General features: G+C 57.2%; 22 protein-coding genes. 12 read left to right on the top strand and 10 right to left on the bottom strand.

Annotated elements, in window-relative coordinates:
- Positions 1-3 precede the first annotated feature (3 nt).
- From ppa to ACN0XZ_RS10870, 3 genes are all read right to left on the bottom strand, one after another.
- Positions 4-537, bottom strand: coding sequence for an inorganic diphosphatase (gene ppa / locus ACN0XZ_RS10860; RefSeq protein ID WP_417457779.1), 534 nt, complete (start codon positions 535-537; stop codon positions 4-6).
- A 99-nt stretch (positions 538-636) separates the two neighbouring features.
- Entirely contained in the window at positions 637-1,611 is a 975-nt protein-coding gene (ubiA, locus tag ACN0XZ_RS10865) for a 4-hydroxybenzoate octaprenyltransferase (protein ID WP_417457780.1), read from the bottom strand.
- 204 nt (positions 1,612-1,815) lie between these two features.
- On the bottom strand, positions 1,816-2,466 hold the full coding sequence (locus tag ACN0XZ_RS10870) for a DUF6151 family protein (protein WP_417457781.1): 651 nt from the start codon (positions 2,464-2,466) through the stop codon (positions 1,816-1,818).
- A gap of 69 nt (positions 2,467-2,535) precedes the next feature.
- On the opposite strand from ACN0XZ_RS10870, the gene ACN0XZ_RS10875 reads away from it, so the two are divergent.
- Complete coding sequence (locus tag ACN0XZ_RS10875; protein WP_417457782.1) at positions 2,536-3,165, top strand: LysE family translocator; 630 nt, start codon at positions 2,536-2,538, stop codon at positions 3,163-3,165.
- A 59-nt stretch (positions 3,166-3,224) separates the two neighbouring features.
- On the opposite strand, the gene ACN0XZ_RS10880 is transcribed toward ACN0XZ_RS10875, so the two are convergent.
- Entirely contained in the window at positions 3,225-4,061 is an 837-nt protein-coding gene (locus ACN0XZ_RS10880) for a DUF2306 domain-containing protein (protein WP_417457783.1), read from the bottom strand.
- Positions 4,062-4,236: 175 nt separating this feature from the next.
- Here ACN0XZ_RS10880 and ACN0XZ_RS10885 point away from each other — a divergent pair, with 175 nt between their 5' ends.
- The 9 genes from ACN0XZ_RS10885 to ACN0XZ_RS10925 all read left to right on the top strand — a co-directional run bounded on the left by ACN0XZ_RS10885 (position 4,237) and on the right by ACN0XZ_RS10925 (position 15,135).
- A complete protein-coding gene (locus ACN0XZ_RS10885; RefSeq protein ID WP_417457784.1) occupies positions 4,237-5,259 on the top strand; it encodes an AraC family transcriptional regulator in 1,023 nt (340 codons plus the stop codon).
- Positions 5,260-5,382: 123 nt separating this feature from the next.
- A complete protein-coding gene (locus ACN0XZ_RS10890; protein WP_417457785.1) occupies positions 5,383-7,065 on the top strand; it encodes a monovalent cation:proton antiporter-2 (CPA2) family protein in 1,683 nt (560 codons plus the stop codon).
- A gap of 71 nt (positions 7,066-7,136) precedes the next feature.
- Entirely contained in the window at positions 7,137-8,810 is a 1,674-nt protein-coding gene (locus tag ACN0XZ_RS10895) for an acyl-CoA dehydrogenase family protein (protein ID WP_417457786.1), read from the top strand.
- 27 nt (positions 8,811-8,837) lie between these two features.
- On the top strand, positions 8,838-9,317 hold the full coding sequence (locus tag ACN0XZ_RS10900) for a GNAT family N-acetyltransferase (RefSeq protein WP_417457787.1): 480 nt from the start codon (positions 8,838-8,840) through the stop codon (positions 9,315-9,317).
- A gap of 23 nt (positions 9,318-9,340) precedes the next feature.
- Complete coding sequence (locus tag ACN0XZ_RS10905) at positions 9,341-10,084, top strand: 16S rRNA (uracil(1498)-N(3))-methyltransferase (protein WP_417457788.1); 744 nt, start codon at positions 9,341-9,343, stop codon at positions 10,082-10,084.
- Positions 10,085-10,292: 208 nt separating this feature from the next.
- Complete coding sequence (locus tag ACN0XZ_RS10910) at positions 10,293-10,832, top strand: hypothetical protein (RefSeq protein ID WP_417457789.1); 540 nt, start codon at positions 10,293-10,295, stop codon at positions 10,830-10,832.
- Positions 10,833-10,955: 123 nt separating this feature from the next.
- Positions 10,956-12,335 carry a glutamate--cysteine ligase gene (locus tag ACN0XZ_RS10915; protein WP_417457790.1) on the top strand — a complete coding sequence of 460 codons (1,380 nt, stop codon included), beginning with the start codon at positions 10,956-10,958 and terminating at the stop codon, positions 12,333-12,335.
- Positions 12,336-12,457: 122 nt separating this feature from the next.
- Positions 12,458-12,925: a (2Fe-2S)-binding protein gene (locus ACN0XZ_RS10920; protein WP_417457791.1), complete on the top strand. Its 468-nt coding sequence runs from the start codon at positions 12,458-12,460 to the stop codon at positions 12,923-12,925.
- An 11-nt stretch (positions 12,926-12,936) separates the two neighbouring features.
- Complete coding sequence (locus ACN0XZ_RS10925; RefSeq protein WP_417457792.1) at positions 12,937-15,135, top strand: molybdopterin cofactor-binding domain-containing protein; 2,199 nt, start codon at positions 12,937-12,939, stop codon at positions 15,133-15,135.
- Here the strand turns inward: ACN0XZ_RS10925 and ACN0XZ_RS10930 are convergent.
- The 3 genes from ACN0XZ_RS10930 to ACN0XZ_RS10940 are packed head-to-tail and all read right to left on the bottom strand — an operon-like array spanning position 15,130 to position 16,627.
- Positions 15,130-15,648, bottom strand: a complete 519-nt coding sequence (locus ACN0XZ_RS10930; RefSeq protein WP_417457793.1) for a putative signal transducing protein — start codon at positions 15,646-15,648, stop codon at positions 15,130-15,132. The genes ACN0XZ_RS10925 and ACN0XZ_RS10930 overlap by 6 nt on opposite strands.
- An 11-nt stretch (positions 15,649-15,659) precedes the next feature.
- Complete coding sequence (locus tag ACN0XZ_RS10935; protein WP_417457794.1) at positions 15,660-16,199, bottom strand: pyridoxamine 5'-phosphate oxidase family protein; 540 nt, start codon at positions 16,197-16,199, stop codon at positions 15,660-15,662.
- Positions 16,199-16,627: an MAPEG family protein gene (locus tag ACN0XZ_RS10940; protein ID WP_417457795.1), complete on the bottom strand. Its 429-nt coding sequence runs from the start codon at positions 16,625-16,627 to the stop codon at positions 16,199-16,201. The genes ACN0XZ_RS10935 and ACN0XZ_RS10940 overlap by 1 nt, the downstream gene beginning before the upstream one ends.
- Positions 16,628-16,791: 164 nt before the next feature.
- Here ACN0XZ_RS10940 and ACN0XZ_RS10945 point away from each other — a divergent pair, with 164 nt between their 5' ends.
- Entirely contained in the window at positions 16,792-17,097 is a 306-nt protein-coding gene (locus ACN0XZ_RS10945; protein WP_417457796.1) for a hypothetical protein, read from the top strand.
- 83 nt (positions 17,098-17,180) lie between these two features.
- Positions 17,181-17,678: a GNAT family N-acetyltransferase gene (locus ACN0XZ_RS10950; protein WP_417457797.1), complete on the top strand. Its 498-nt coding sequence runs from the start codon at positions 17,181-17,183 to the stop codon at positions 17,676-17,678.
- Here ACN0XZ_RS10950 and ACN0XZ_RS10955 read toward each other — a convergent pair.
- From ACN0XZ_RS10955 to uvrB, 3 genes are all read right to left on the bottom strand, one after another.
- Complete coding sequence (locus ACN0XZ_RS10955; RefSeq protein ID WP_417457798.1) at positions 17,675-17,989, bottom strand: cupin; 315 nt, start codon at positions 17,987-17,989, stop codon at positions 17,675-17,677. The genes ACN0XZ_RS10950 and ACN0XZ_RS10955 overlap by 4 nt on opposite strands.
- A 99-nt stretch (positions 17,990-18,088) precedes the next feature.
- A complete protein-coding gene (locus tag ACN0XZ_RS10960) occupies positions 18,089-18,469 on the bottom strand; it encodes an MmcQ/YjbR family DNA-binding protein (protein ID WP_417457799.1) in 381 nt (126 codons plus the stop codon).
- A gap of 9 nt (positions 18,470-18,478) precedes the next feature.
- On the bottom strand, positions 18,479-20,623 hold the full coding sequence (gene uvrB, locus ACN0XZ_RS10965; protein WP_417457800.1) for an excinuclease ABC subunit UvrB: 2,145 nt from the start codon (positions 20,621-20,623) through the stop codon (positions 18,479-18,481).
- Positions 20,624-20,692 lie beyond the last annotated feature (69 nt).

The following is a 20,692-nucleotide window of genomic DNA, read 5'->3' on the forward strand; positions in this document are numbered from 1 at the left end:
CGCTTAGCTTGCAGCAGCTTCTGCCTTGATGCCTTCTTCAATAAGCTGAGCCGCTTTTTCAGGGCCTTCCCAGCCTTTGATTTTGACCCATTTGCCGCTCTCCAGATCTTTATAGTGCTGGAAGAAATGCGCGATCTGGTCGAGGAAGATTTTCGGCAGCTCGTCGTAGCTTTTCACTTCCTTGTAGAAGGGGTGCAGCTTGTCGACCGGTACCATCAGGAGCTTCTCGTCCATGCCGGCTTCATCTTCCATGATCAGGACGCCAAGCGGACGGCAGCGCACAACAGCACCCGGCATGATCGGGGTACGGTTCGCCAAGAGAACATCAACCGGGTCACCATCATCCGCCAGCGTGTGCGGGATGAAACCATAGTTGCAAGGGTAGCGCATGCTGGTGTGCATAATGCGGTCTACAAACAGGGCACCGGATTCTTTATCCAGCTCATATTTCACAGGCTCGGTGCCAGCAGGCACTTCGATGATGACATTCACGTCCCACGGGGCGTTTTCGCCAACGGAGATTTTTTTGATATCCATGGATATGCGTCCTTAAAATGTGCCGCTTTAAGCTATTGGCTTTCGCCTGCGGCTTACTCAAAAATCGCACAAACAAAGCGGGGTTGGACGCCGGGGAGGCTACTGGACCAGTTGCCCAAGAATAAGGGCTATAAACACAATCCAGCCAAACGCGATGTTCGAGCGGAAAACTTCCAAACAGATGGCAGCATCATCAGTGTTGGTGCGCCGAACCTGTGCGGCGAGGTGAAGCCCCGCAAACGCGATGCCGATGTAATAGAAAAATCCCAGCTTTGCAAGGATTCCGGCACCAACAAGCCCAATTATAAAAAGACTGTAAAATATCACGAGCGCAGGCTTGGTTTTCTCCCCCAATGTCAGGGCTGTGGACTTCACGCCGATAAGCGCGTCATCTTCCTTATCCTGGTGCGCATAGATGGTGTCGTACCCCAGCGTCCAGAACAGCGCACCGAAGTATAACACCAGCGGGGCGGCGGAAAGCTCGCCCTTCAGTGTGGCCCAGCCCATCAGGGCGCCCCAGTTGAAGGTTAGGCCCAGCCACGCCTGCGGCCAGCCGGTGATGCGCTTCATAAAGGGGTATATGGCCACCATCACCAGTGAACCAAGCCCCACCATGATGGCAAATTCCCCAAGCTGCAACAAAACCGCAAGGCCGATAAAGCACTGGAAGATGAGGAACACCCACGCGCCCTTCAGGCTCACTTCGCCCGCCGGAATGGGCCGTGATTTGGTGCGCTCAACCGCACCGTCAAAATCCCGGTCAACAATGTCATTATAGGTGCAGCCCGCGCCGCGCATGGCGAGCGCACCAATGGCAAAAAGCGCGAGCAGATAAACGTGCGTGAGCGCAAAACCATCATCCGCCGCGAGCATAAGCGACCACCAGCACGGCCAAAGAAGAAGCCATGCCCCCACGGGCCGGTCAAGCCGGGCGAGCTTCAGGTATGGCCGCCACGCTTTTGGCGCCTGCCGATAGACAAAGCTGCCTTCCACCGCATCAGCGGTTTGCACCACATCTTTTGATGAATTCCAGAACATGGATTTGGGCGTACGGTGAGGGCGTGCGGATGTCAAGAAAATGCCATCCGTTTTGCGTCATTCCCGCGAAGGCAGGAATCCAGTCAACGACTTTGAGCATGAGAAAGGTGCTAACGAAATACACAGCCTGTCATTCCCGCGAAGGCGGGAATCCATGAGACTTGGAATCATACTCCGGCGCCAATCAGACTGGACTCCCTTCCCTCGCCGCCATGGCGGCTCGCCGGGAGTGACGACTGGTTAAATCACCTTGGCTTCAAGGGCCTCGCGTTCCACGTCCGTAAGCGTGATGGGTTTTTTGATCGGGCGCAGGCTATGCTCGTCAAAAAACGGTTTCCAGCTTTTGCCCTCACGGATGCGCCAGATCATCATTTTGGTGAAAAGCCGCATGATCATAAGGGTTGTGCGCAGCTTTGAGCCAAACGGAACCGGCGGTTTCTCATACCCCACGGCGCGCACGGGGCCGACCATTTCAACCACCTCAGGGGATGTCCCCTTAAAGCCGGTGCAGATGGGCAGCACGCCAAGGAAAGGCATGCCGCCACGCGGGAAGGTATTGCCAAGCGGGGTTTTGCAGCAATCCGTATACCACCTGAGCGGGCCGGTTTTGGTGATGCGCACGGCGGCCAGATGCTCATGCCCCTCATGAATTTCGAAATTGCGCGGGTTCATCTGGAAGATGTTGGAGTATCCGCCCTCGTCCAGCATATCATCTGCCCGGCCCAGATAGTGGGCGTACGACTGGCACCCCACACAGGGGCAGCGCACATGGTTTGTGGAAGCAGGCGACAGGCCCCGGATCATGCCTTTCACCTTGCCGCAGGTGCAGCTCATGGGTACGTCTGTTGCCATCTTTTGCTCCCCCTCAATCAGTATTAGTTGGTCAGCCATGTTACTTGCGCCGCGCAGCCAAACATGGCTTGATGGCACAAAGAAGGCAATAAGCACGCGAGGCCCCTGATGTCATTTGAACTTTGGTTATCTTTTGCGGTGACAAGCGCCATTCTGGTGGCCATGCCCGGCCCCACAGTGATGATGGTGGTGAGCTTTGCGCTCAGCCAAGGCAAGCGCAGCATCCCGGCCTCAACCGGCGGGGTGATGGCGGGTGACTTTACCGCCATGACCGTATCACTTCTGGGCGCGGGCGCCATTTTGGCCGCCAGTGCCACGCTGTTTGCCGTGGTGAAATACGCGGGCGCCGCTTACCTCATCTGGCTTGGTATCAAGATGTGGCGAAACGCCAAAGCGGGCGACGAGTTGCCCGAAGTTTCCAGATCACTGGGGCAAGACAGGCATGTGTTCTGGCGCTGTTTTATCGTCACGGCGCTTAACCCCAAGGGGGTTGTGTTTTTCACCGCCTTTTTGCCACAGTTTATTGACCCGAGCGCGGCGCTTCTGCCGCAGTTTGCGCTCCTTGAGGCCACCTTCATTGGCCTTGCGGGGCTGAACACCGTGATGTGGGCCATGACCGCAGGCAGCCTGAGAGAGCGCTTTGCCCACCCCGGTTTCCGGGCGGCTGTAGACCGGCTGGGCGGTGGTTTCCTGATCGGCGCGGGTATATTAACCGCCGCGAGCCGCAGGGCCGGGTAAGGGGTTGAAAAAATGGGGCCAAGCGGCCCCATTTCTACAGATTTGGATGAGCTTATAGCTCAGGTGAATACGCGCGGTATCCAGAACCCCATGGTCACCGCAAACACGCCGATAGCCATCATGCCCGTGCAGGCGAAAATCACCCCCGCCACCCAGGTTTTATGCGCCTTGTTTTTTGGCTTTTCCGCCCAGAAATAGAGCTGAAGCACCAGAAGCGGCAGCGCAAACTGCGCGTAGGATGCCACCAGAAGGAACGGCCCGGTGAAGGTTTTTGTATCCATGAACGCTCCGCCGGTGGTCATCAACCAGCCGAAGATGATGAGACGGAAGTACCAAACCGCGCTCACCACCATAAAGAGCCGGAGCGCCCAGCGCCTGTGGGCGGCAAAGTCCCGCTTTATGGCGGCATAAAGTGCGAGCGGCACAAAAATAAGCACCAGCACGCCGCCCGTGCTTGTGCCCAGGCTTTGCAAATTGGTGCCGATCGCGGCTTCCCGCGCCCATGAAAGATATAACCCCGCCAGCACCACAAGGACCGACGCCCCCATATAAAACCGGCCAGACCAGCGGTGCAGTTTTGGCATCCTCTGCCGGATCGCGGGGATAAGCTGCAACTGCCCTGCGGCAATGATAAAAGCCGCCACAAGGATATGCATCACAATGGCGATATTGCCGATTGTGTCGCCTTCGATATATCCATTGGGCAGGTGGGTGCCTTCAAGGCCTTTTGGGCCATTGGCGCTCACCCGCGGCACATAAAAGCCGAGGATATAAACCACAAAAAACCACTGGCCGATGGCCGTGACCGCAAACCATGTTTTGGCAGAAAGGGAAAGCCAGTTTCGCGCGCGTCTTGGCCGTGCCGCCGCTGGTTGGGGGGAAGCATAATCTGTCATTTTATTTCCTCGCGTTATTGCTGGTTGGGCCAGCACTTCTTATATCCTTTCGATATATCTGGCGGGCGGGATGGCTTACCATGACCGCAAGCACCAAAAATCTGGCTTCTGGTATCAGGGCAGCGGCCACCGAATGGCGTACACAAGAGGCGCCTATATAAAGCGAGGGAATATAATGATTGGTACTGTATCGGCGGGGCTCGCACACTCGCTCCTCATGTTCGCGGTAGGGCGCGGGCTTGACCGGGAAGCACTGCTCCAGAAGGCGGGCATTGCCGCGCCCCTGCTCGTAAACCCGGACAACCGCGTGCCCATGGATAGCTACCGCGCGCTGATGCGCGCCGCGAAGGACATGAGTGGTGACCCTGCCCTCGCTATCGAGTTTGGTGCCAGTGAACCGATCGAGAAACACTCGGTCGTGGGGCTGATATGCCATTCTGCCGCCACCATGGGCGAAGCGTTCATGCAAATGAGCCGCTATGCCCGGCTGGTGATTGATGTGGAAAGCGGGACCGATAAACCGCGCTTCACCCTCGCCCAACTGGACAGCGGCGTATGGATTGAAGACAACCGGCCAGAGCCCAACGAATTCCCGGAACTGAGCGAAAGCACCTTCGCGCGTTTTGTGTGTGACTACCGCCGTCATTTTGGCGACGCACCGTTCGCGAAGGAAATTCACGTTACCCATGCCCGCCCCGCTCATGCAGACGCCTATGACCGCACCTACCGTGTGCCTGTGCATTACGGCATGGACCGCAATGCCATCCGCATTGACCCCACATGGCTCAGCGTCGAAATCCAGCCCACAAACCGGTATATGTTTGGTGTGTTAAGCAAGATGGCAGACGCCCTGATGAAAAAGCTTGAGGGTGCCTCGAGCATCCGTGGCCGGGTGGAGAATATGCTGCTGCCGCTTCTGCACACTGGTGAAGTGAGCATGGATGATATCGCCGCCAAACTGAACATGAGCCGCCAAACGCTTTACCGCAAGCTGCGCGCCGAGGGGGTCAGTTTTGAAGCCATCCTTGACGAACTGCGCCACACCATGGCGCTGCATTATCTTGACGGGCAGCAGGTATCGGTGAATGAAACCGCCTATCTGGTGGGCTTCTCGGAAGCCAGCAGCTTCTCCCGCGCGTTCAAACGCTGGACCGGGCAGAACCCGTCTGACCATAAAGCCCGCCAGAATGTGGCTTAAGCCGCGCCCGTCACCCTCAATCTAAATATCCCTGTTTACCTGCGCCCGGGCACGCACTACTATGATGTGACGTGCTAACTCACTAAAGGAAAAAGGGTTTTAACCGCCATGCATCAGGATGCCATGCTTGTTGAAATCCTTGCGCTTATGGCGGTTGCTGTGATCGCCGCCACCATATTCTCCCGCCTTGGCTTCGGGGCTATCCTTGGGTATCTGGTGGGCGGCATGATCATCGGGCCGTGGGGCCTCGCGCTTATTGATAACCCGACCCAGATCGCCCATCTCGGCGAATTTGGCGTGGTGTTCCTTCTGTTCCTGATCGGGATCGAGCTGAAACCCGCCCGTCTGTGGGTGATGCGGCGGCAGGTGTTTGGCCTTGGCAGCGCGCAGCTTATCCTCACCGGGCTCATACTCTCGGTGCTCGCGGCTTATACCTTCGATATCGCGCCCGGCCCGGCGGCCATTGTGGGGCTTGGGCTCGCGCTCTCCTCCACCGCTTTTGGCATCCAGCTTATGGCATCCAAAAACCAGCTTGGGGCACAGTGGGGCCGGGCGGGGTTTTCGATCCTGCTGCTGCAAGACCTTGCCGTGGTGCCCCTGCTCGCGCTCGTGCCGCTGCTCGCTGAGGGCGACGTAACGGTTGGGGCATCCTTCGGGCTTGCGATCCTTGAAACGCTCGCCATTCTCACCAGTGTGATCATCGCTGGCAGGCTTGCCATCAACCCGCTGTTCCGGCTGGTGGCGGCCAATAAAACACCCGAGGTTTTCACGGGCTTCGCGCTTCTTCTTGTGCTTGGGTTCGGCTGGTTGATGGAAAGTGTGGGCCTCTCCATGGCCATGGGCGCTTTTATCGCCGGGCTTTTGATGGCCGAAAGCGAGTTTCGTCATCAGGTGGAAGTGGACATCATGCCTTTCCGCGGGCTTCTGCTCGGCCTCTTTTTCATGGCTGTGGGCATGGGCATCGACTTTGGCACGCTTGTCAGCCAGGTGGGGCTGATCGCCGCTGTGCTTGTTGTTATGCTGGTGATCAAGGGTGTTACCATCGCGGGCCTTGTGCGGCTGATGGGCCTGACGCTACCTGAGGGCATCAAGGCCGGCGCCCTGCTCGCGCAGGCGGGTGAGTTTGGTTTTGTGCTGTTCACCTATGCACTCGGCGAAAAGCTGCTTGAGCCCGCGCTGGTGGAAATTCTCACTGCGGTGATCGCGCTTTCAATGGCGCTCACCCCGCTTCTCTTTATGGCTGGTGCCCGCCTTGCCCGCCGCCTGACCCATGACCGGGCCGGCATGCTGCCAACGCCAGATGAGATCAAGGAAGGCCCAAAGCAGGTGATCATCGCCGGTTTTGGCCGGGTGGGCGAAACCATCGCCCGTATCCTCTCTGACCTCGAAATCCCCTTCACGGCCGTGGACCTTGACCCCGCCAATGTGAAAAAAGCACGCGATGCTGGCTTCACGGCTATTTATGGCGACGCCGCCCGGCCTGAGATTTTACGCGCCGTGGGGGCAGACCGGGCCGCCCTTCTTGTTATCACGCTGGATGACCCCAAAGCGGCGGAGCGCATGATATTAAGCGCACGGCGTGAATGTGCGCACCTGCCCACCTATGTTCGCACCCATAACCCCACCGCCGCCAAGGCGCTGAAAGCCCTTGGCGCAACGCACACAGTACCAGAAACGCTGGAAGCCAGCCTGAGCCTTGGTGCCGAAGTTGCCCGCGCCCTTAAGGCTGATGAGAACGATATCCGCACGGTGGTGAAAGTGCTGCGTTCCGACGATTACCGCGCCATCATGCCAAGCGATACCTGAGGCGGTTGAAGACTGGCTTTCACAGCCCATAGCCCTAAGTTGAATAAGAACAAAGAATGGGGAGTATAGCCATGCCGTCCGCCTTTGAAACGCACGACGTTTTTAACCAGCCACCTGTATATGACGGGGTAAACCTCTATGAGAGCGACCTGCCCCTTGTGGCCGCGCTTGAGGCAGAGGACGCGGGCTGGGCTAAGGGCGAGCTGTCAGACTTTGGCGCAACTCTTGGCACAGACACCCTGTTCCACGCTGGTCACCAGGCCAACAAATACCTGCCGGAGCTGATGAGCCATGACAATCAGGGCTTCCGCCGTGATATTGTGGAATTTCACCCGAGCTACCACCAGTTTATGGCGCTCTCAAAAGAAGCGCGGATCCACTGCGGTGCGTTTGATGGCCTCGCGACAGATGACCGCTTTAAGGGTGCGGGCGTCGGCCCGGTGCGCGCGGCCAAACATTATATGATGAGCCAGGTGGAAGCAGGCCATATCTGCCCCATCACCATGACCCATGCGGCGATCCCCGCACTCCAGAACCAGCCGGACCTGTTTGAAAGCCTGAAGGACAAGCTGCTCGCGCCAAGTTATGACCCAAGCTTCAAACCGGTTGCTGAGAAAACCGGCATCACCGTCGGCATGGGCATGACGGAAAAACAGGGCGGCACAGACGTACGCGCCAACACAACCATCGCCACCCCGATAGCGGCGTCTGGCGCGGGTGAGCGATACCTCATCACCGGGCATAAATGGTTTATGTCTGCGCCGATGTGTGATGCTTTCCTTGTGCTCGCGCAAACAGATGAGAAGCTCTCTGTCTTTTTTGTGCCGCGCTTTCGCAGTGACGGCCGTGTGAACGGCCTTCGCTTCCAGCGGCTTAAAAACAAGCTGGGCAATAAATCGAACGCCTCATCGGAAGTAGAGTTTGTTGAGGCTGAAGGCGTGCTGATCGGTGATGAGGGGCGCGGCATCGCCAACATCATGACCATGGCGAACTATACACGGCTTGACTGTGCGCTTGGCTCCGCCGGGCTGATGCGACAGGCGCTTAGTCGTGCGGTACACCACGCGTCCCACCGCACTGTGTTTCAGCGCAAGCTGATTGACCAGCCGATGATGACCGCCCTTCTCGCTGATATGAGCCTTGAAGTGGCGGCGGCAACGCATCTCTCCCTCCGGCTTGCGGGCGCCTATGAGCGCATAGACACACATGAGGCTGACGCAGCCTACGCGCGCCTGATGACACCCGTGACCAAATATTGGGTTACCAAACGCGGGCCAACGCTGGCTTATGAAGCCATGGAGATCCACGGCGGCAACGGCTATGTGGAAGACGGCGTGATGGCGCGGCTTTACCGCGAGCTGCCGGTCAATTCTATCTGGGAGGGCTCCGGCAGCGTGATGTGCCTTGACCTGATACGTGTTGCCGCACGGGAGCGTGACGCGTTTGAAGAAGGCATCAAATGGCTACAGGGCGGCATGGGCCAGGCGCCTGTGTATGACACCGCCTTCAAGGAGCTTTATGGGCTTTTAAGCACGGGCGCGATACCGGAAGCGCAGGGGCGATGGTTAACGGAACGCATCGCCACACTGGCCGCAAGCCGCCTGTTGATGGAACGTGCGGGCGAGGCGGTATCAAGCGCCTATATGGCAACCCGCCTTGATGGCAGCGGCCGCCACGGCGCATACGGTAGCCTACCTGATGGTGTGGACGCACGCGCTATTGTGGAAGCCTGCGTGAGCTTATAAGCTGCCCTTCAATCAAGGGAGCATGCAGTGCCAAACACCATTTCAGACCTCAGCACACTCGACCTCGACCCCGTGCTTGCGCTTAATAATGCACATGAGAAAGAGACCTCACGGCTTGAGCTTGGCACGCTTGAAAGCATGATAGGCGGTGCCTTTTACGCGCGCGGTGTGGCACCAGCCAAAGCTTTCCTCCTGTGTTTTGAAGAAACTGCGGCCTACACAAGCCCCAACTTCATCTGGTTCAAGGACCGGTACCCGCGTTTCGCTTATATCGACCGTATCATCACGGGTAAGGATGCGCGCGGCCAGGGGCTCGCCCGCGCATTATATGAAGACATGTTTGAGCATGCCCGAGCCCGCGGCCATACCGTCGTGGCCTGTGAGGTGAACGCAGACCCGCCCAACCCCGGCTCAGACGCCTTTCACGCCAAACTGGGCTTTGAGCATGTAGGCACCGCAACGCTTGCGAATGGCAAGACAGTGCGCTACCTGACAAAAACTTTATAGCCACCCCACAGGAAGCGCGCGCCATGGCAAAAAAAATCCAGCACCGGCTTTTTATCACTGACAGCCTGCCCGGCAGCGGTTTGCTGACGCTCGGGGCCGAGCAAAGCCATTATCTGGCCAATGTGATGCGGGCAAGCGTGGGCACCGAAGCGCTGCTGTTTAACGGGCAGGACGGTGAGTGGGCCGCAGAAGTGATTGAGGTGAAGAAAAAAGCCGTCACGCTGAAGGTGAACCAAAAAACGCGGGAGCAGACAGCAGAGCCCGACCTGTGGCTGGTGTTTGCGCCCATTAAAAAAGCCCGGCTTGACTTCATGGCGCAGAAAGCCACCGAGCTTGGCGTAAGCCACCTGATACCGGTTTACACCCACCGCACGATTGTGGACCGGGTGAAAACCGACCGCTTGCGCGCGAACGCGATCGAGGCGGCAGAACAGTGCGAGCGCCTGAACGTGCCCACATCAGACGAGCCGATCAAACTTGAAAAGCTTTTAGCCAGTTGGCCCACAGACCGCCGCATCATGTTCTGCGATGAAGACCTTTCAGGCAACAGCGCGCATGAAGCGCTCGAAAAAGCAGCGAGCAAATCAGGCCCCGGCAAATGGGCGATCCTGATCGGGCCCGAAGGTGGTTTTGATGACGATGAACGCCGCATGATCCGCGCCCATGAAAACACGACCGTCGTGGCGCTGGGGCCGCGTGTGCTCAGGGCTGACACTGCCGCCATGGCTGCTATAAGTCTGTGGCAATCCGCCCTTGGTGACTGGTAAACCTAAATTCCAACGAATAGAGATTATTTAGCGATTATAAAATAACGATATTATTATTGTTATAAAATTTTACCACATCAGCGTCACATATTGATATTTCAATCCAAAAAAACGTCATTCAAAACACAACTTCGCAAACAATTCTCAATCAACATTTGGTATGATGTTCCACATATTCACCAGAGACTAGATTGTGGAACCTTCTTATATGCCAATGGATGGAAATACGGCTCTCGCAAGCTCACCAAGCCTGATGCGGTTGATTAATGAGGTGGATATCCTGACCCACAATGTGGGCGCGGGCCTTCGTAAATCAGCGGCCGAAAGCCTGATGCGCATTGCGCTGCCCTACATCAAACTTGGCAACCTGTTGGACGCCGAGGTGAATGAGCGCGGTTATGCCCGCAAGCTTCTATACACACACCCCGAAGGGCGCTTCAGCGTGCTGGCGCTCAAGTGGCTGCCCGGCGCCTGCACACCGGTGCATGGGCACAATGCCTGGGGCTGTGTCGGTGTGCTGGACGGTGAGATCGGCTGCGAAACATTCGCGGCATGCGATGAACCCGCCCTTGCCAAAAGCACAGGTATCATCAACGCAAAAACCGGGGCTGTGGCGTCTGTTGACCCTAATCCATGCGGTATCCATAGATTATTTAACCCGACGGAAAGAATTTCTCACACACTGCATATTTACGGCATGGACCTGTCTGAAAACCCTTGTGCAATCAACGTTCCGTACCGTCACTAGGCGCATCATAATATACTCCGGCCCTCTCACCATCGCGTGAGCAGGCTTTACATATCTTGAATGGTCCTTATGAACGCCTTACCTCTTTAGCTTCAAGGTATAAGGTTCAGGGACCCAACATATATGTCCAGCCCAAGCGCTACATCAGACGCGCGGCTTGTTGAAAGCAAGGCGCAGCTTGTCGAATTTCTTCAATCAGGCAGCAAGCCCGATCGCACCACATGGCGCATTGGCTCAGAGCATGAAAAATTTATCTTCCACCGGGACGGCTTTGGCCCGCTTTCCTATGAAGGCGGTGACGGCAAACCCGGCATTCGCGATGTGCTTCAGGCGTTCGTCAAACTTGGTTGGAACCCGGTTGAGGAAAACGGCCATCTGATCGCCGCCACTAAAAACGGCGCTTCCATCACGCTGGAGCCCGGTGGCCAGTTTGAGCTTTCCGGTGCACCGCTTGAAAGCATCCACCAGACCTGTGACGAAACCTCCACCCACCTCCGTGAAGCACGCGAGATTGGCGAGACGCTCGATATCGGTTTTCTGGGCCTTGGCTTCCACCCCACGCTCAAGCGCGAGGATGTGCCGGTGATGCCAAAAGCGCGCTATGACATCATGCGCTCCTACATGCCAAAACGCGGCAGCATGGGGCTTGATATGATGCTGCGCACCTGCACCGTACAAGTGAACCTGGATTTCGCATCTGAAGCCGACATGGTGGAGAAGTTCCGCATCGGCCTCGCGCTGCAACCACTCGCCACAGCGCTGTTCGCCAACTCTCCCCTTAAGGAAGGGCGCCCGAACGGCTTCAAGAGCCTGCGGAGCCATGTGTGGACAGACACGGACCCGGACCGCTGCGGTACCCTGCCTTTCGTGTTTGATGAGAGCATGAGCTTTGAGCGCTGGGCCGACCATGTGCTGGATGTGCCGATGTATTTTGTCCGTCGCGGCAATAAATATATCGATGCTTCCGGCCAGAGTTTCCGTGACTTCATGGCAGGCAAACTGCCAGCCCTGCCGGGCGAGCTGCCCACCATGGAAGACTGGAAAGACCATATGACGACCCTCTTCCCCGAAGTGCGGCTCAAAACATTCCTTGAGATGCGCGGGGCAGACGGTGGTCCATGGTCTCGCCTTTGTGCGCTACCCGCTTTCTGGGTTGGGCTTCTCTATGACACTGAAGCACAACAAGGCGCGCTGGACCTGATCAAGAGCTGGTCAGCCGATGATGTGGCACAGATGCGCGATGACGTGCCCAAAATGGGGCTGATGACGGAAATTCACGGGCGTGATTTCTCCGCGCTCGCGAAAGAAGTACTCACCATCGCAGACAGGGGCCTCAAGAACCGGGCGAAGCTCTCCTCCATGGGAGAGACCGAGCAAGGTTTCCTCAACTCGCTATGGGAAAGTGCCGAGACCGGCATGACACCTGCGTGCCAAATTCTCCATAAGCTGAACGGTGTATGGGGCGGCAATGCCAACCGCGTATTTGAGGCGCTGAGCTACTAAACTAAGCCTTTTGGTATAAAAAATTGCGATAAAACGCTTCGCGGTTGCGACCAGCTGCCGCGACAATTGTTACAACATCACGTAAACTCTCCCCGGAACAACACTCGGCGGGGAGAAGAATTGTGGCTACAGTAAATTTTTCAATCAATGGCACAGCGCGCAGCTTTGACGGCGATGAGGACATGCCGCTTCTGTGGCATTTGCGTGAGGAAGCAGGCCTTAAGGGTACCAAATTCGGCTGCGGCATCGGCCAGTGTGGTGCCTGCACCGTGCATGTGGACGGCGACGCGGTGCGCAGCTGTTCGATCCCGATGGCGGCGCTTGACGGTGCAGTGATCACCACGATCGAAGGTCTCGCGAACGGTGAAGATCTTCACCCGGTACAGGAAGCCTGGATCGAGGAAGACGTACCGCAGTGCGGTTATTGCCAAGCCGGCCAGATCATGGCGACGGTAGCATTCCTCAAGGATGTGCCCAACCCCACAGATGACGACATCAATGAAGGCATCACCAATCTTTGCCGGTGCGGCACCTACTACCGTATCCGCAAGGCGATCAAACTCGCTGCACAAAAAATGCAAACCGCATAAGGGGAAGACAGATGAACGATCTTTCCCGGCGCGGATTCCTGAAATCAAGCGCAGGTGCAGCCGCACTTGTGATCAGCATTTCAGTCAACCCAACCGTTTTGGCCACAGACGTGGACAACAGCGGCAATGTTTCACCCTGCCTTCGTTTCACGGAAGACGGGCAGATTTTCATCTGTGTGCCAATCCCTGATATGGGACAGGGTACGATCACCGCGGCCGCGCAGATTATTGCGGATGAGCTTGACCTCGACCTTACAACCGCAAACATCGAGATGATGTCCATGCAGGCGCTAACGGGCCGTGACGGCAAGTTCTCGGAAGGCCCCATGCCGCAAGGCGCAGGCGGTAGCCTCTCTGTCATGACCATGTGGGGGCCGCTTAGGCAGACAGCCGCTTATGCACGCGACCTCTTTATCTATGCCGCGTCCTCCAAGTGGCATGTGCCCTCACACCGCCTTTCCACTGCGAACGGCATGGTGATTGACAAGAAAGGCAAGCGCGAGATTGCGTACAAAGACCTTGTGGCCCTCACCCGCGGGTCTGATTCCACATTGTTCCCGTCTCAAGCGAAACCAAAAAACCGCAAAGACTTTAAGCGCATTGGTCAGGACCAGCCCAACGTGCATGCCCGCGCGATTGTCACCGGCGAGCCGCTTTTTGGTATCGATGCCGAGGTTGACGGCATGCTGCATGCAGCCATCAGGCGCTGCCCACATCTCAATGGCTCCCTCGTTTCCTATAACCGGGATCAGATCCTGGCCATGCCGGGTGTACGCCATGTTGTTGAGATGAAACGCATGCCCGAAGACCTCAAACGGTCACGCAATATTGCCGCTGGTGTTGGGGTGGTGGCGGATACATACTGGCAGGCCCGCAAGGCCGCAGACGCCGTTAAGGCGGTATGGGACGGCAGCATCTCCCAAAACGACGGCTCTGAGCAGATGAAAGAGCGCATGCTCGATTTCATTGAAAACGGCACGGCAGCAGAGAACAGCCGCATGGAAGGCGGCGATGTTGATGCCGCCATGGCGAATGCCGACAAGGTTGTTGAAGCCACCTATTATCACCCGCACTGGGCGCACACCTGCATTGAACCGCATGGCTGCATCGCGCAGGTGACGGAAGACAAGGCTGAAATATGGCTTAGCCACCAATCGATCACTCAGTCCGCGAACGCGGTTATCGACGCCACCGGCTTGCCAACCAACGCGGTCAAAACCAACGTTTACCGCTGCGGTACAGGCTTTGGCCGGAAATACACGCCGGACTTTATTATGGAGGCCTGCATCCTCTCTCGCGAAGCGAAGGCGCCTGTGAAAGTGACCTGGTCCCGCGAGGATGAGATCGAGCAGGACTATCCAAACCCTTCCGGTGCTTACCGCATGCGGGCCTCCCTTGATAAGGATGGCAAGCTCACCGGCTGGCATGTGAAGATCGGGGCGGACGGCTGGCTCAGGAACGCTGCGAAGGAACCCCCCATCGCGCTTATTGACAACTATCGCGGTGAATGGGGTTTCATTGAAAATAACGTGAGCCGCGGCGCATGGCGCGGACCACAGCACAATACGGCCGCATGGGTTATTCAGGGTTTCCTTGACGAAGTAGCGCATGAAGCCGGACGGAAGCCGCTTGATTTCCTCCTGGAGCTATACAGCCAGAAAGAAGCCTTGAAGCTTGAATCATGGCCTTATCCTATCCTCGAGTTTTCACGTTTCCGGGATATGCTGAAACAAGTGGCAAAGGACGCAAAATATGGCCGCAAGATGCCGAAGGGCTGGGGCCAGGGTATCGCCATCTATCACACCTTCTCCGGCACATGCGCGCATGTGGTTGATGTAGAAATGGTGGGCGAGAGTGACTACCGCGTGCACAAGGTTACAAGCGTGATTGATTGCGGTTTGGCCGTAAACCCGCTTGGTATCCGCGCACAAGTGGAAGGCGGCATCAATGACGGCCTCTGCGCTGCCAAATATGGCGACCTGCATTTTGAGGCTGGCGTACCTGTCACCAACAACTTCGACAGCTACAGGAAGATGCGCATCAATGAAGCCCCGGCTGAAATCAACGTGCGCGTAATGGATTTTGGGGACGATCTGCCAAGAGGCACCGGCGAGGTGGCATTGCCGCCGCTCATTCCGGCGCTGACAAACGCGATATTTGCGGCAAGCGGCAAGCGCATTCGCACGCTGCCAATCTCGAAGAGCCTATAACCACTTGATCCAGTTGATGATCCAGATACCGATGAGGGTGGCAAGCGCAAGCGTGCCGCCCCACATCAAGGCGATTGAGAGACTGGAGAACCTTGGCCTGCGGTCATTATAATAACTGCCGCACTGCAGGCAGTGATACCAGCCCTGCCCGCGCTCAGCCATCACCTTTACAAACGGCAGGCTTGTTGGCACCCGCCCCTCAAAAGCATGCACCCGGCCTGACCCGCACCTGAGGCAGGCAAGCTCTTCCCCGTCTGCGTCATGCCGCACCGGGAAAGCCTTTGACGGCATCATCGCAAGGTTTGAAATGGCTTTCTGGGCGTCCTCATAATCTGCCGCACGCACCATAAGGTTGGCCCACAGGCCCTCATTCATGCCCGCTACATGCTCGCCCGAGAGGAACGCGTGAATGCCGTGGCTTTCAAGCACAGAACGCAGAAGCGCGCCATCAGGCTGGCTAAGGCCCGAGCGCAATACCACAAGGCGGTTATGGTCCTCAAATACCTGGGTCATGGCAGTGTGCCTCAGTCCATCAGGCCGGAAGCAAAGCCGTCGATTGAGGTGGTGTTGTTGGTGTGCTGATAGTCGGTGATGGCATCGCCTTTTTTCTCAGCCCATTTCTTGAGCGTCTGGCGCTCGGCTGTCAGCTCCATCTCCGGCACGCCATAACCACAACTGGTTTGCACGCTTTCAACGTCCAGCAGGATGATCTGCCGCGCACCGGGCAGCACCGGGAACTTGGCCGCAAGCTCGTCATAGCCGTCATGATGCGGGCGCACCACGCGGCCCTTGCCGTAAAGCCGCAGGATAAGAGCATTGCGGGTAAAGCTGTTGAACATGATGGTGAGACGGCCATCGTTTTTGATATGCGCGGCCGTCTCGTTGCCGCTTCCGGTCACATCCAGATAACCGCACAGGTTGGGCCCAAGCACACGGAAGCTGTCCATGCCCTTGGGGCTCAGGTTGATGCGCCCTGTGGCGCACGCTGTGGCGGTGAAAAACATCGGCTGTTCCTCAATGAACGCCGCGTGTTTGTCTGTGATGTGGTCGGTAAAATCAGCCATTACGCCATCCAAAATCTCATCATGAGAACAACAAGCATTGATATAAGCACCAGCACGCCAAGAATGAACGCAAGGAAGCGGTGCGTGACGTTGTTATATGTACAGTGGATAAAGCTATGCACAACCCTCGTGCCTACAAAAATCCACGCCATGGTTACCATCATGTCCCCGCCGAGGCCGGTTACAAGGGTTATGAAGCTCATCACAAAAAAGAGAACAGGCGCTTCAAACAGGTTTTTGAAGTTTTCAGACGGATAGCAAGCCGCAGGCGGCAGGTTGTCGTATGTGGCGCGGTCTTTCAGCTGCTCCGGTGTTGCACGTGCCTTTGCAAGCGCTGGCAAGCGGCGGGACGCCATATAAAGAAGCACAACAAGCGTGAGCGCGACCTGCACGAGGATCGGCCCCATCATTGACATATTCATGTTCATATCGTTCCTCCCCAAGATGATAAAACTGTGTGAGTTTAGCCATACTGAGCGACAATTGCCTATTGTAAAGCCAAGTTTCATAAATATGTGACATTCTTGAGTGTATAGCCACGGGGCTTTGGCCGGATACTGGCGCCGGGCAACCTGTTGTATGTGAGCGGCGTATGACCAATAAACGACTGAAATTCATCCTGCGCTGGATCGCATTACCGCTTAGCATCATCCTTCTGGTTCTGGGGGCGCTCACCCTGCCGCTCCCCCTGCCCACCGGGGTTATTCTCATCGCCCTTGGTCTTGGCGTTGCGGCCTTCAACCCGCTTATGCTCAGGTTCATTCGCCGCACCCGCGGGCGCTTCCCGAAGGTGAATGCGCGCATCCGCAAGGCAACGCCGCACCTGCCCGGCTTTATCCAGCGCATCCTCACCCGCACCGATAGCCGCAGGCGGGACCGGGACAGCAAACTTTCCTGAACACTTGAACGATTTCAGCTTGCAGCACAGATATTTTTGCTGGCATCGTCTGGGCTCCGAGTGCGCTTTTCGGGACCATATTCATGACCAAAATCAGAAACTATCAGCAAGCCGACTGGGCAGCGGTGGACCGCATCTATAGGGAAGGCATCAAAACCGGCCTCGCCACCTTTGAAACCGAACCCAAAGAGCAGGCTTACTGGGAAGACAAGAGCATCCCCAACACCCAACTGGTTGCCACGTCAGACGACGGCACCGTGCTGGGCTGGGCCATATTATGGCCGGTGTCTGACCGCTGTGCCTACCGGGGTGTGGCGGAAGTGAGCGTTTATGTGGGCGAGAACGCGCGCGGCATGGGCCTTGGCAAACTGCTCCTGAATGCGCTCATCAAACGCTCGGAAGAGCTGGGCTTCTGGACCTTGCAGGCAGGCATTTTTGAAGACAATTTTGGCTCGCAAGCCATCCATAAAAGCTGTGGCTTCCGTGTGGTGGGCGTGCGTGAGCGCGTGGGCAAGCTGCACGGTGTGTGGCGCAACAATATGATCCTTGAGCGCCGCAGCAGCGTGAACGGGCTGGATTAAACGCTGCCTTTTTTCTCAATCACCAGCACGCGGGCGGGCCCGATGGGGTGCGCCACATGGGCGTCACCCATTTGCGCATGATAGATATGCCCCGCCGCCATCCGCGTGATATGCTCAGTGCCATCCGCGTCGCGCGTGTGCATATCAACCAGCCCGTCCAGCACCACAAACACCTCGTCGCCATCGTTCACGTGCCACTTATAGGGCGCGTCCGTCCAGTGCAGGCGCACGGATGCGCCTTCAATATCCGCGATATCGAGGGCACCCCACGCGCGGGACGCGGTGAAATTATTTGGGTTGATAAACTGCACCGGCTGGCCTCCTCAACAAACACACCGCCTCATACCATGGCAGAGCATCGCAAGACCTGACAGCCTGTTGTTTTTTCCTGCCAAAGGCGGCTTGACGGGCTACAAGAGCCCGAGCTCTGTCTGCATCTTTTTCGTGAGCTTGGCGGCGATAATGCCGTGCGCGTCCGCGATATAGCTTTTGAGGTCATCCTTGGAGAGCGCATCGGCGCGTTGGAGCTGCACCCATTTGGCGCGCGCGAGATAAGGCGCGGGCACGATGCCCTCAAGCTCACACAGTATCTGGTAGCTGAGGTCAGTGCATTTGAAGGATATGCGCGCGGGCGCCGCCGTATCATCGGTTTCTTTATCGTCCGGGCCCCAGTTGGAGCAGATGGCAAATATCTTGCCGCCCACTTTCCACACACTGGCCCCACCCCACTGGATAACATGCGTGGTGGCCTTCAGCGTCTCGCAGTATGCGTCAAATTCCTCGCGGGTCATGGCAGCCCCCTAATACATCTTGTTGTGGGATTTGGCTTTTTTGGTGCGCGTGCCGGGGCGGCCACCGGTGGCGCGGCCCTTGGGCTTGAGGCGCTTATCCTCGATGCCAAGCTCCCCTGCTTCCAGCTTGCGGATTTCATCCCGGAGCCGCGCGGCCTCTTCAAACTCGAGATTCTCCGCTGCTTCACGCATTTTGCCTTGCAGCACCTCAAGGTGTTTCTTGAGGTTGGAGCCCACGAGATGCTCGGCGTCATCCCCGATATCAACGGTGACATAATCACCCGCGGCGACATGGGCCATCAGGTCGCCCACGTTTTTCTTCACCGTGGTTGGCGTGATGCCGTGCGCTTCATTATAGGCCACCTGCTTGGCGCGCCTCCGGTTGGTTTCATCAATCGCGGTTTGCATGGAACCGGTGATTTTGTCCGCATAAAGGATAACGCGGCCTTCGGCGTTACGCGCCGCGCGGCCAATGGTTTGAATGAGGGAACGTTCAGAGCGCAGGAAACCTTCCTTGTCAGCATCCAAAATCGCGACCAGGCCACATTCAGGGATATCAAGCCCCTCGCGCAGCAGGTTAATGCCCACCAGCACATCAAAGGCGCCCAGGCGCAGGTCGCGGATAATCTCGATGCGCTCAAGCGTGTCGATATCCGAGTGCATATAGCGCACCTTCACGCCGTTTTCGTGCAGATATTCAGTGAGATCTTCCGCCATGCGTTTGGTAAGTGTGGTCACAAGCACCCGCATGCCCTTGTCCGCCAGTTTGCGGGCTTCGTGCATCAGGTCGTCCACTTGCGTATCCACGGGGCGGATATCAATCTCGGGGTCGATTAGGCCTGTGGGGCGAATGACCTGCTCGGTGAACACACCGCCGGTTCGCTCCATCTCCCAATCCCCCGGTGTGGCGGAAACATAAAGCGTTTGCGGGCGCATGGCGTCCCATTCCTCGAACTTGAGCGGGCGGTTATCAAGGCAGCTTGGCAGCCGGAAACCATAGTCCGCCAGTGTGGACTTCCGCTTGGCGTCCCCCCGGCTCATGCCGCCAATCTGGCTCACACTCACGTGGCTCTCATCCACGAACAGGATGGCGTTCTCGGGGATATATTCAAAAAGCGTGGGCGGCGGGTCGCCGGGTCTGCGGCCGGTCAAATACCGGCTATAGTTCTCAATGCCCGCGCAGGAGCCGGTGGCTTCCATCATCTCAAGGTCAAAGCGTGTGCGCTGCTCAAGGCGCTGGCTTTCCAGAATACGGCCGCGTTCCTCATACCATTTCAGGCGCTGCTCCAGCTCCAGCTTGATGTGCTTGACGGCCTGATCAAGCGTTGGCCGCGGTGTTACATAGTGGCTGTTGGCGTAAACTTTCACCTGCTCCAGCACACGGATTTTTTCGCCCGTCAGCGGGTCAAACTCGACGATCTCTTCAACCTCGTCACCAAACATCATCAGGCGCCACGCCCGGTCTTCATAGTGGCTGGGGAAGATATCGATCACGTCGCCGCGTACCCGGAAGGTGCCGCGCTGGAAGGCTGCGTCGTTTCTGGTGTATTGCATCGCCACAAGGCGGCGCAAAAGCTCGCGCTGGTCAACGCTCATGCCCTGCTGCAGCATGAAGGTCATGGCCGTATAGGTTTCCACACTACCGATACCATAGATGCAAGAGACCGAGGCAACGATGATCACATCGTCCCGTTCCAGCACCGCGCGGGTGGCAGAGTGGCGCATGCGGTCGATCTGCTCATTGATCGTGGCTTCCTTCTCAACAAACGTATCCGTGCGCGGCACATAGGCTTCCGGCTGGTAATAGTCATAGTATGAGACGAAATATTCGACCGCATTGTTGGGGAAGAAGCTTTTGAACTCCCCATACAGCTGGGCGGCGAGCGTTTTGTTGGGCGCGAGGATAAGGGCCGGGCGCTGGGTCGCCTCAATCACCTTGGCCATGGTATAGGTTTTACCTGAACCAGTAACCCCCAACAGCACCTGATCCTGCTCCTTCGCCTTGATGCCCTCCACAATTTCCTTGATCGCCGTGGGCTGGTCACCTGACGGTGTGAACTCAGACACCAGCTCAAAAGCGATACCGCCTTCGGATTTCTCCGGGCGGCTTGGCCTGTGGGGCACAAAAGGAACGGTGGCATCGTTTGGAATCATGGTCGCCTCATTGTCACGCAATTCTCGCCGGGGTCACAATGTAGTCACCCCGGCCTTGATGGCCACTTT

Source organism: Kordiimonas sp., from assembly GCF_048264555.1.
Classification (GTDB): Bacteria; Pseudomonadota; Alphaproteobacteria; order Sphingomonadales; family Kordiimonadaceae; genus Kordiimonas.

Excerpts from the sequence above, each read along its gene's own strand:
- ppa (WP_417457779.1), bottom strand. The coding sequence starts at position 537 with ATGGATATCAAAAAAATCTCCGTTGGCGAAAACGCCCCGTGGGACGTG.
- ACN0XZ_RS10870 (WP_417457781.1), bottom strand. The coding sequence starts at position 2,466 with ATGGCTGACCAACTAATACTGATTGAGGGGGAGCAAAAGATGGCAACA.
- ACN0XZ_RS10875 (WP_417457782.1), top strand. The coding sequence starts at position 2,536 with ATGTCATTTGAACTTTGGTTATCTTTTGCGGTGACAAGCGCCATTCTG.
- ACN0XZ_RS10880 (WP_417457783.1), bottom strand. The coding sequence starts at position 4,061 with ATGACAGATTATGCTTCCCCCCAACCAGCGGCGGCACGGCCAAGACGC.
- ACN0XZ_RS10885 (WP_417457784.1), top strand. The coding sequence starts at position 4,237 with ATGATTGGTACTGTATCGGCGGGGCTCGCACACTCGCTCCTCATGTTC.
- ACN0XZ_RS10890 (WP_417457785.1), top strand. The coding sequence starts at position 5,383 with ATGCTTGTTGAAATCCTTGCGCTTATGGCGGTTGCTGTGATCGCCGCC.
- ACN0XZ_RS10895 (WP_417457786.1), top strand. The coding sequence starts at position 7,137 with ATGCCGTCCGCCTTTGAAACGCACGACGTTTTTAACCAGCCACCTGTA.
- ACN0XZ_RS10905 (WP_417457788.1), top strand. The coding sequence starts at position 9,341 with ATGGCAAAAAAAATCCAGCACCGGCTTTTTATCACTGACAGCCTGCCC.
- ACN0XZ_RS10910 (WP_417457789.1), top strand. The coding sequence starts at position 10,293 with ATGCCAATGGATGGAAATACGGCTCTCGCAAGCTCACCAAGCCTGATG.
- ACN0XZ_RS10915 (WP_417457790.1), top strand. The coding sequence starts at position 10,956 with ATGTCCAGCCCAAGCGCTACATCAGACGCGCGGCTTGTTGAAAGCAAG.
- ACN0XZ_RS10925 (WP_417457792.1), top strand. The coding sequence starts at position 12,937 with ATGAACGATCTTTCCCGGCGCGGATTCCTGAAATCAAGCGCAGGTGCA.
- ACN0XZ_RS10930 (WP_417457793.1), bottom strand. The coding sequence starts at position 15,648 with ATGACCCAGGTATTTGAGGACCATAACCGCCTTGTGGTATTGCGCTCG.
- ACN0XZ_RS10935 (WP_417457794.1), bottom strand. The coding sequence starts at position 16,199 with ATGGCTGATTTTACCGACCACATCACAGACAAACACGCGGCGTTCATT.
- ACN0XZ_RS10940 (WP_417457795.1), bottom strand. The coding sequence starts at position 16,627 with ATGAACATGAATATGTCAATGATGGGGCCGATCCTCGTGCAGGTCGCG.
- ACN0XZ_RS10945 (WP_417457796.1), top strand. The coding sequence starts at position 16,792 with ATGACCAATAAACGACTGAAATTCATCCTGCGCTGGATCGCATTACCG.
- ACN0XZ_RS10950 (WP_417457797.1), top strand. The coding sequence starts at position 17,181 with ATGACCAAAATCAGAAACTATCAGCAAGCCGACTGGGCAGCGGTGGAC.
- ACN0XZ_RS10960 (WP_417457799.1), bottom strand. The coding sequence starts at position 18,469 with ATGACCCGCGAGGAATTTGACGCATACTGCGAGACGCTGAAGGCCACC.
- uvrB (WP_417457800.1), bottom strand. The coding sequence starts at position 20,623 with ATGATTCCAAACGATGCCACCGTTCCTTTTGTGCCCCACAGGCCAAGC.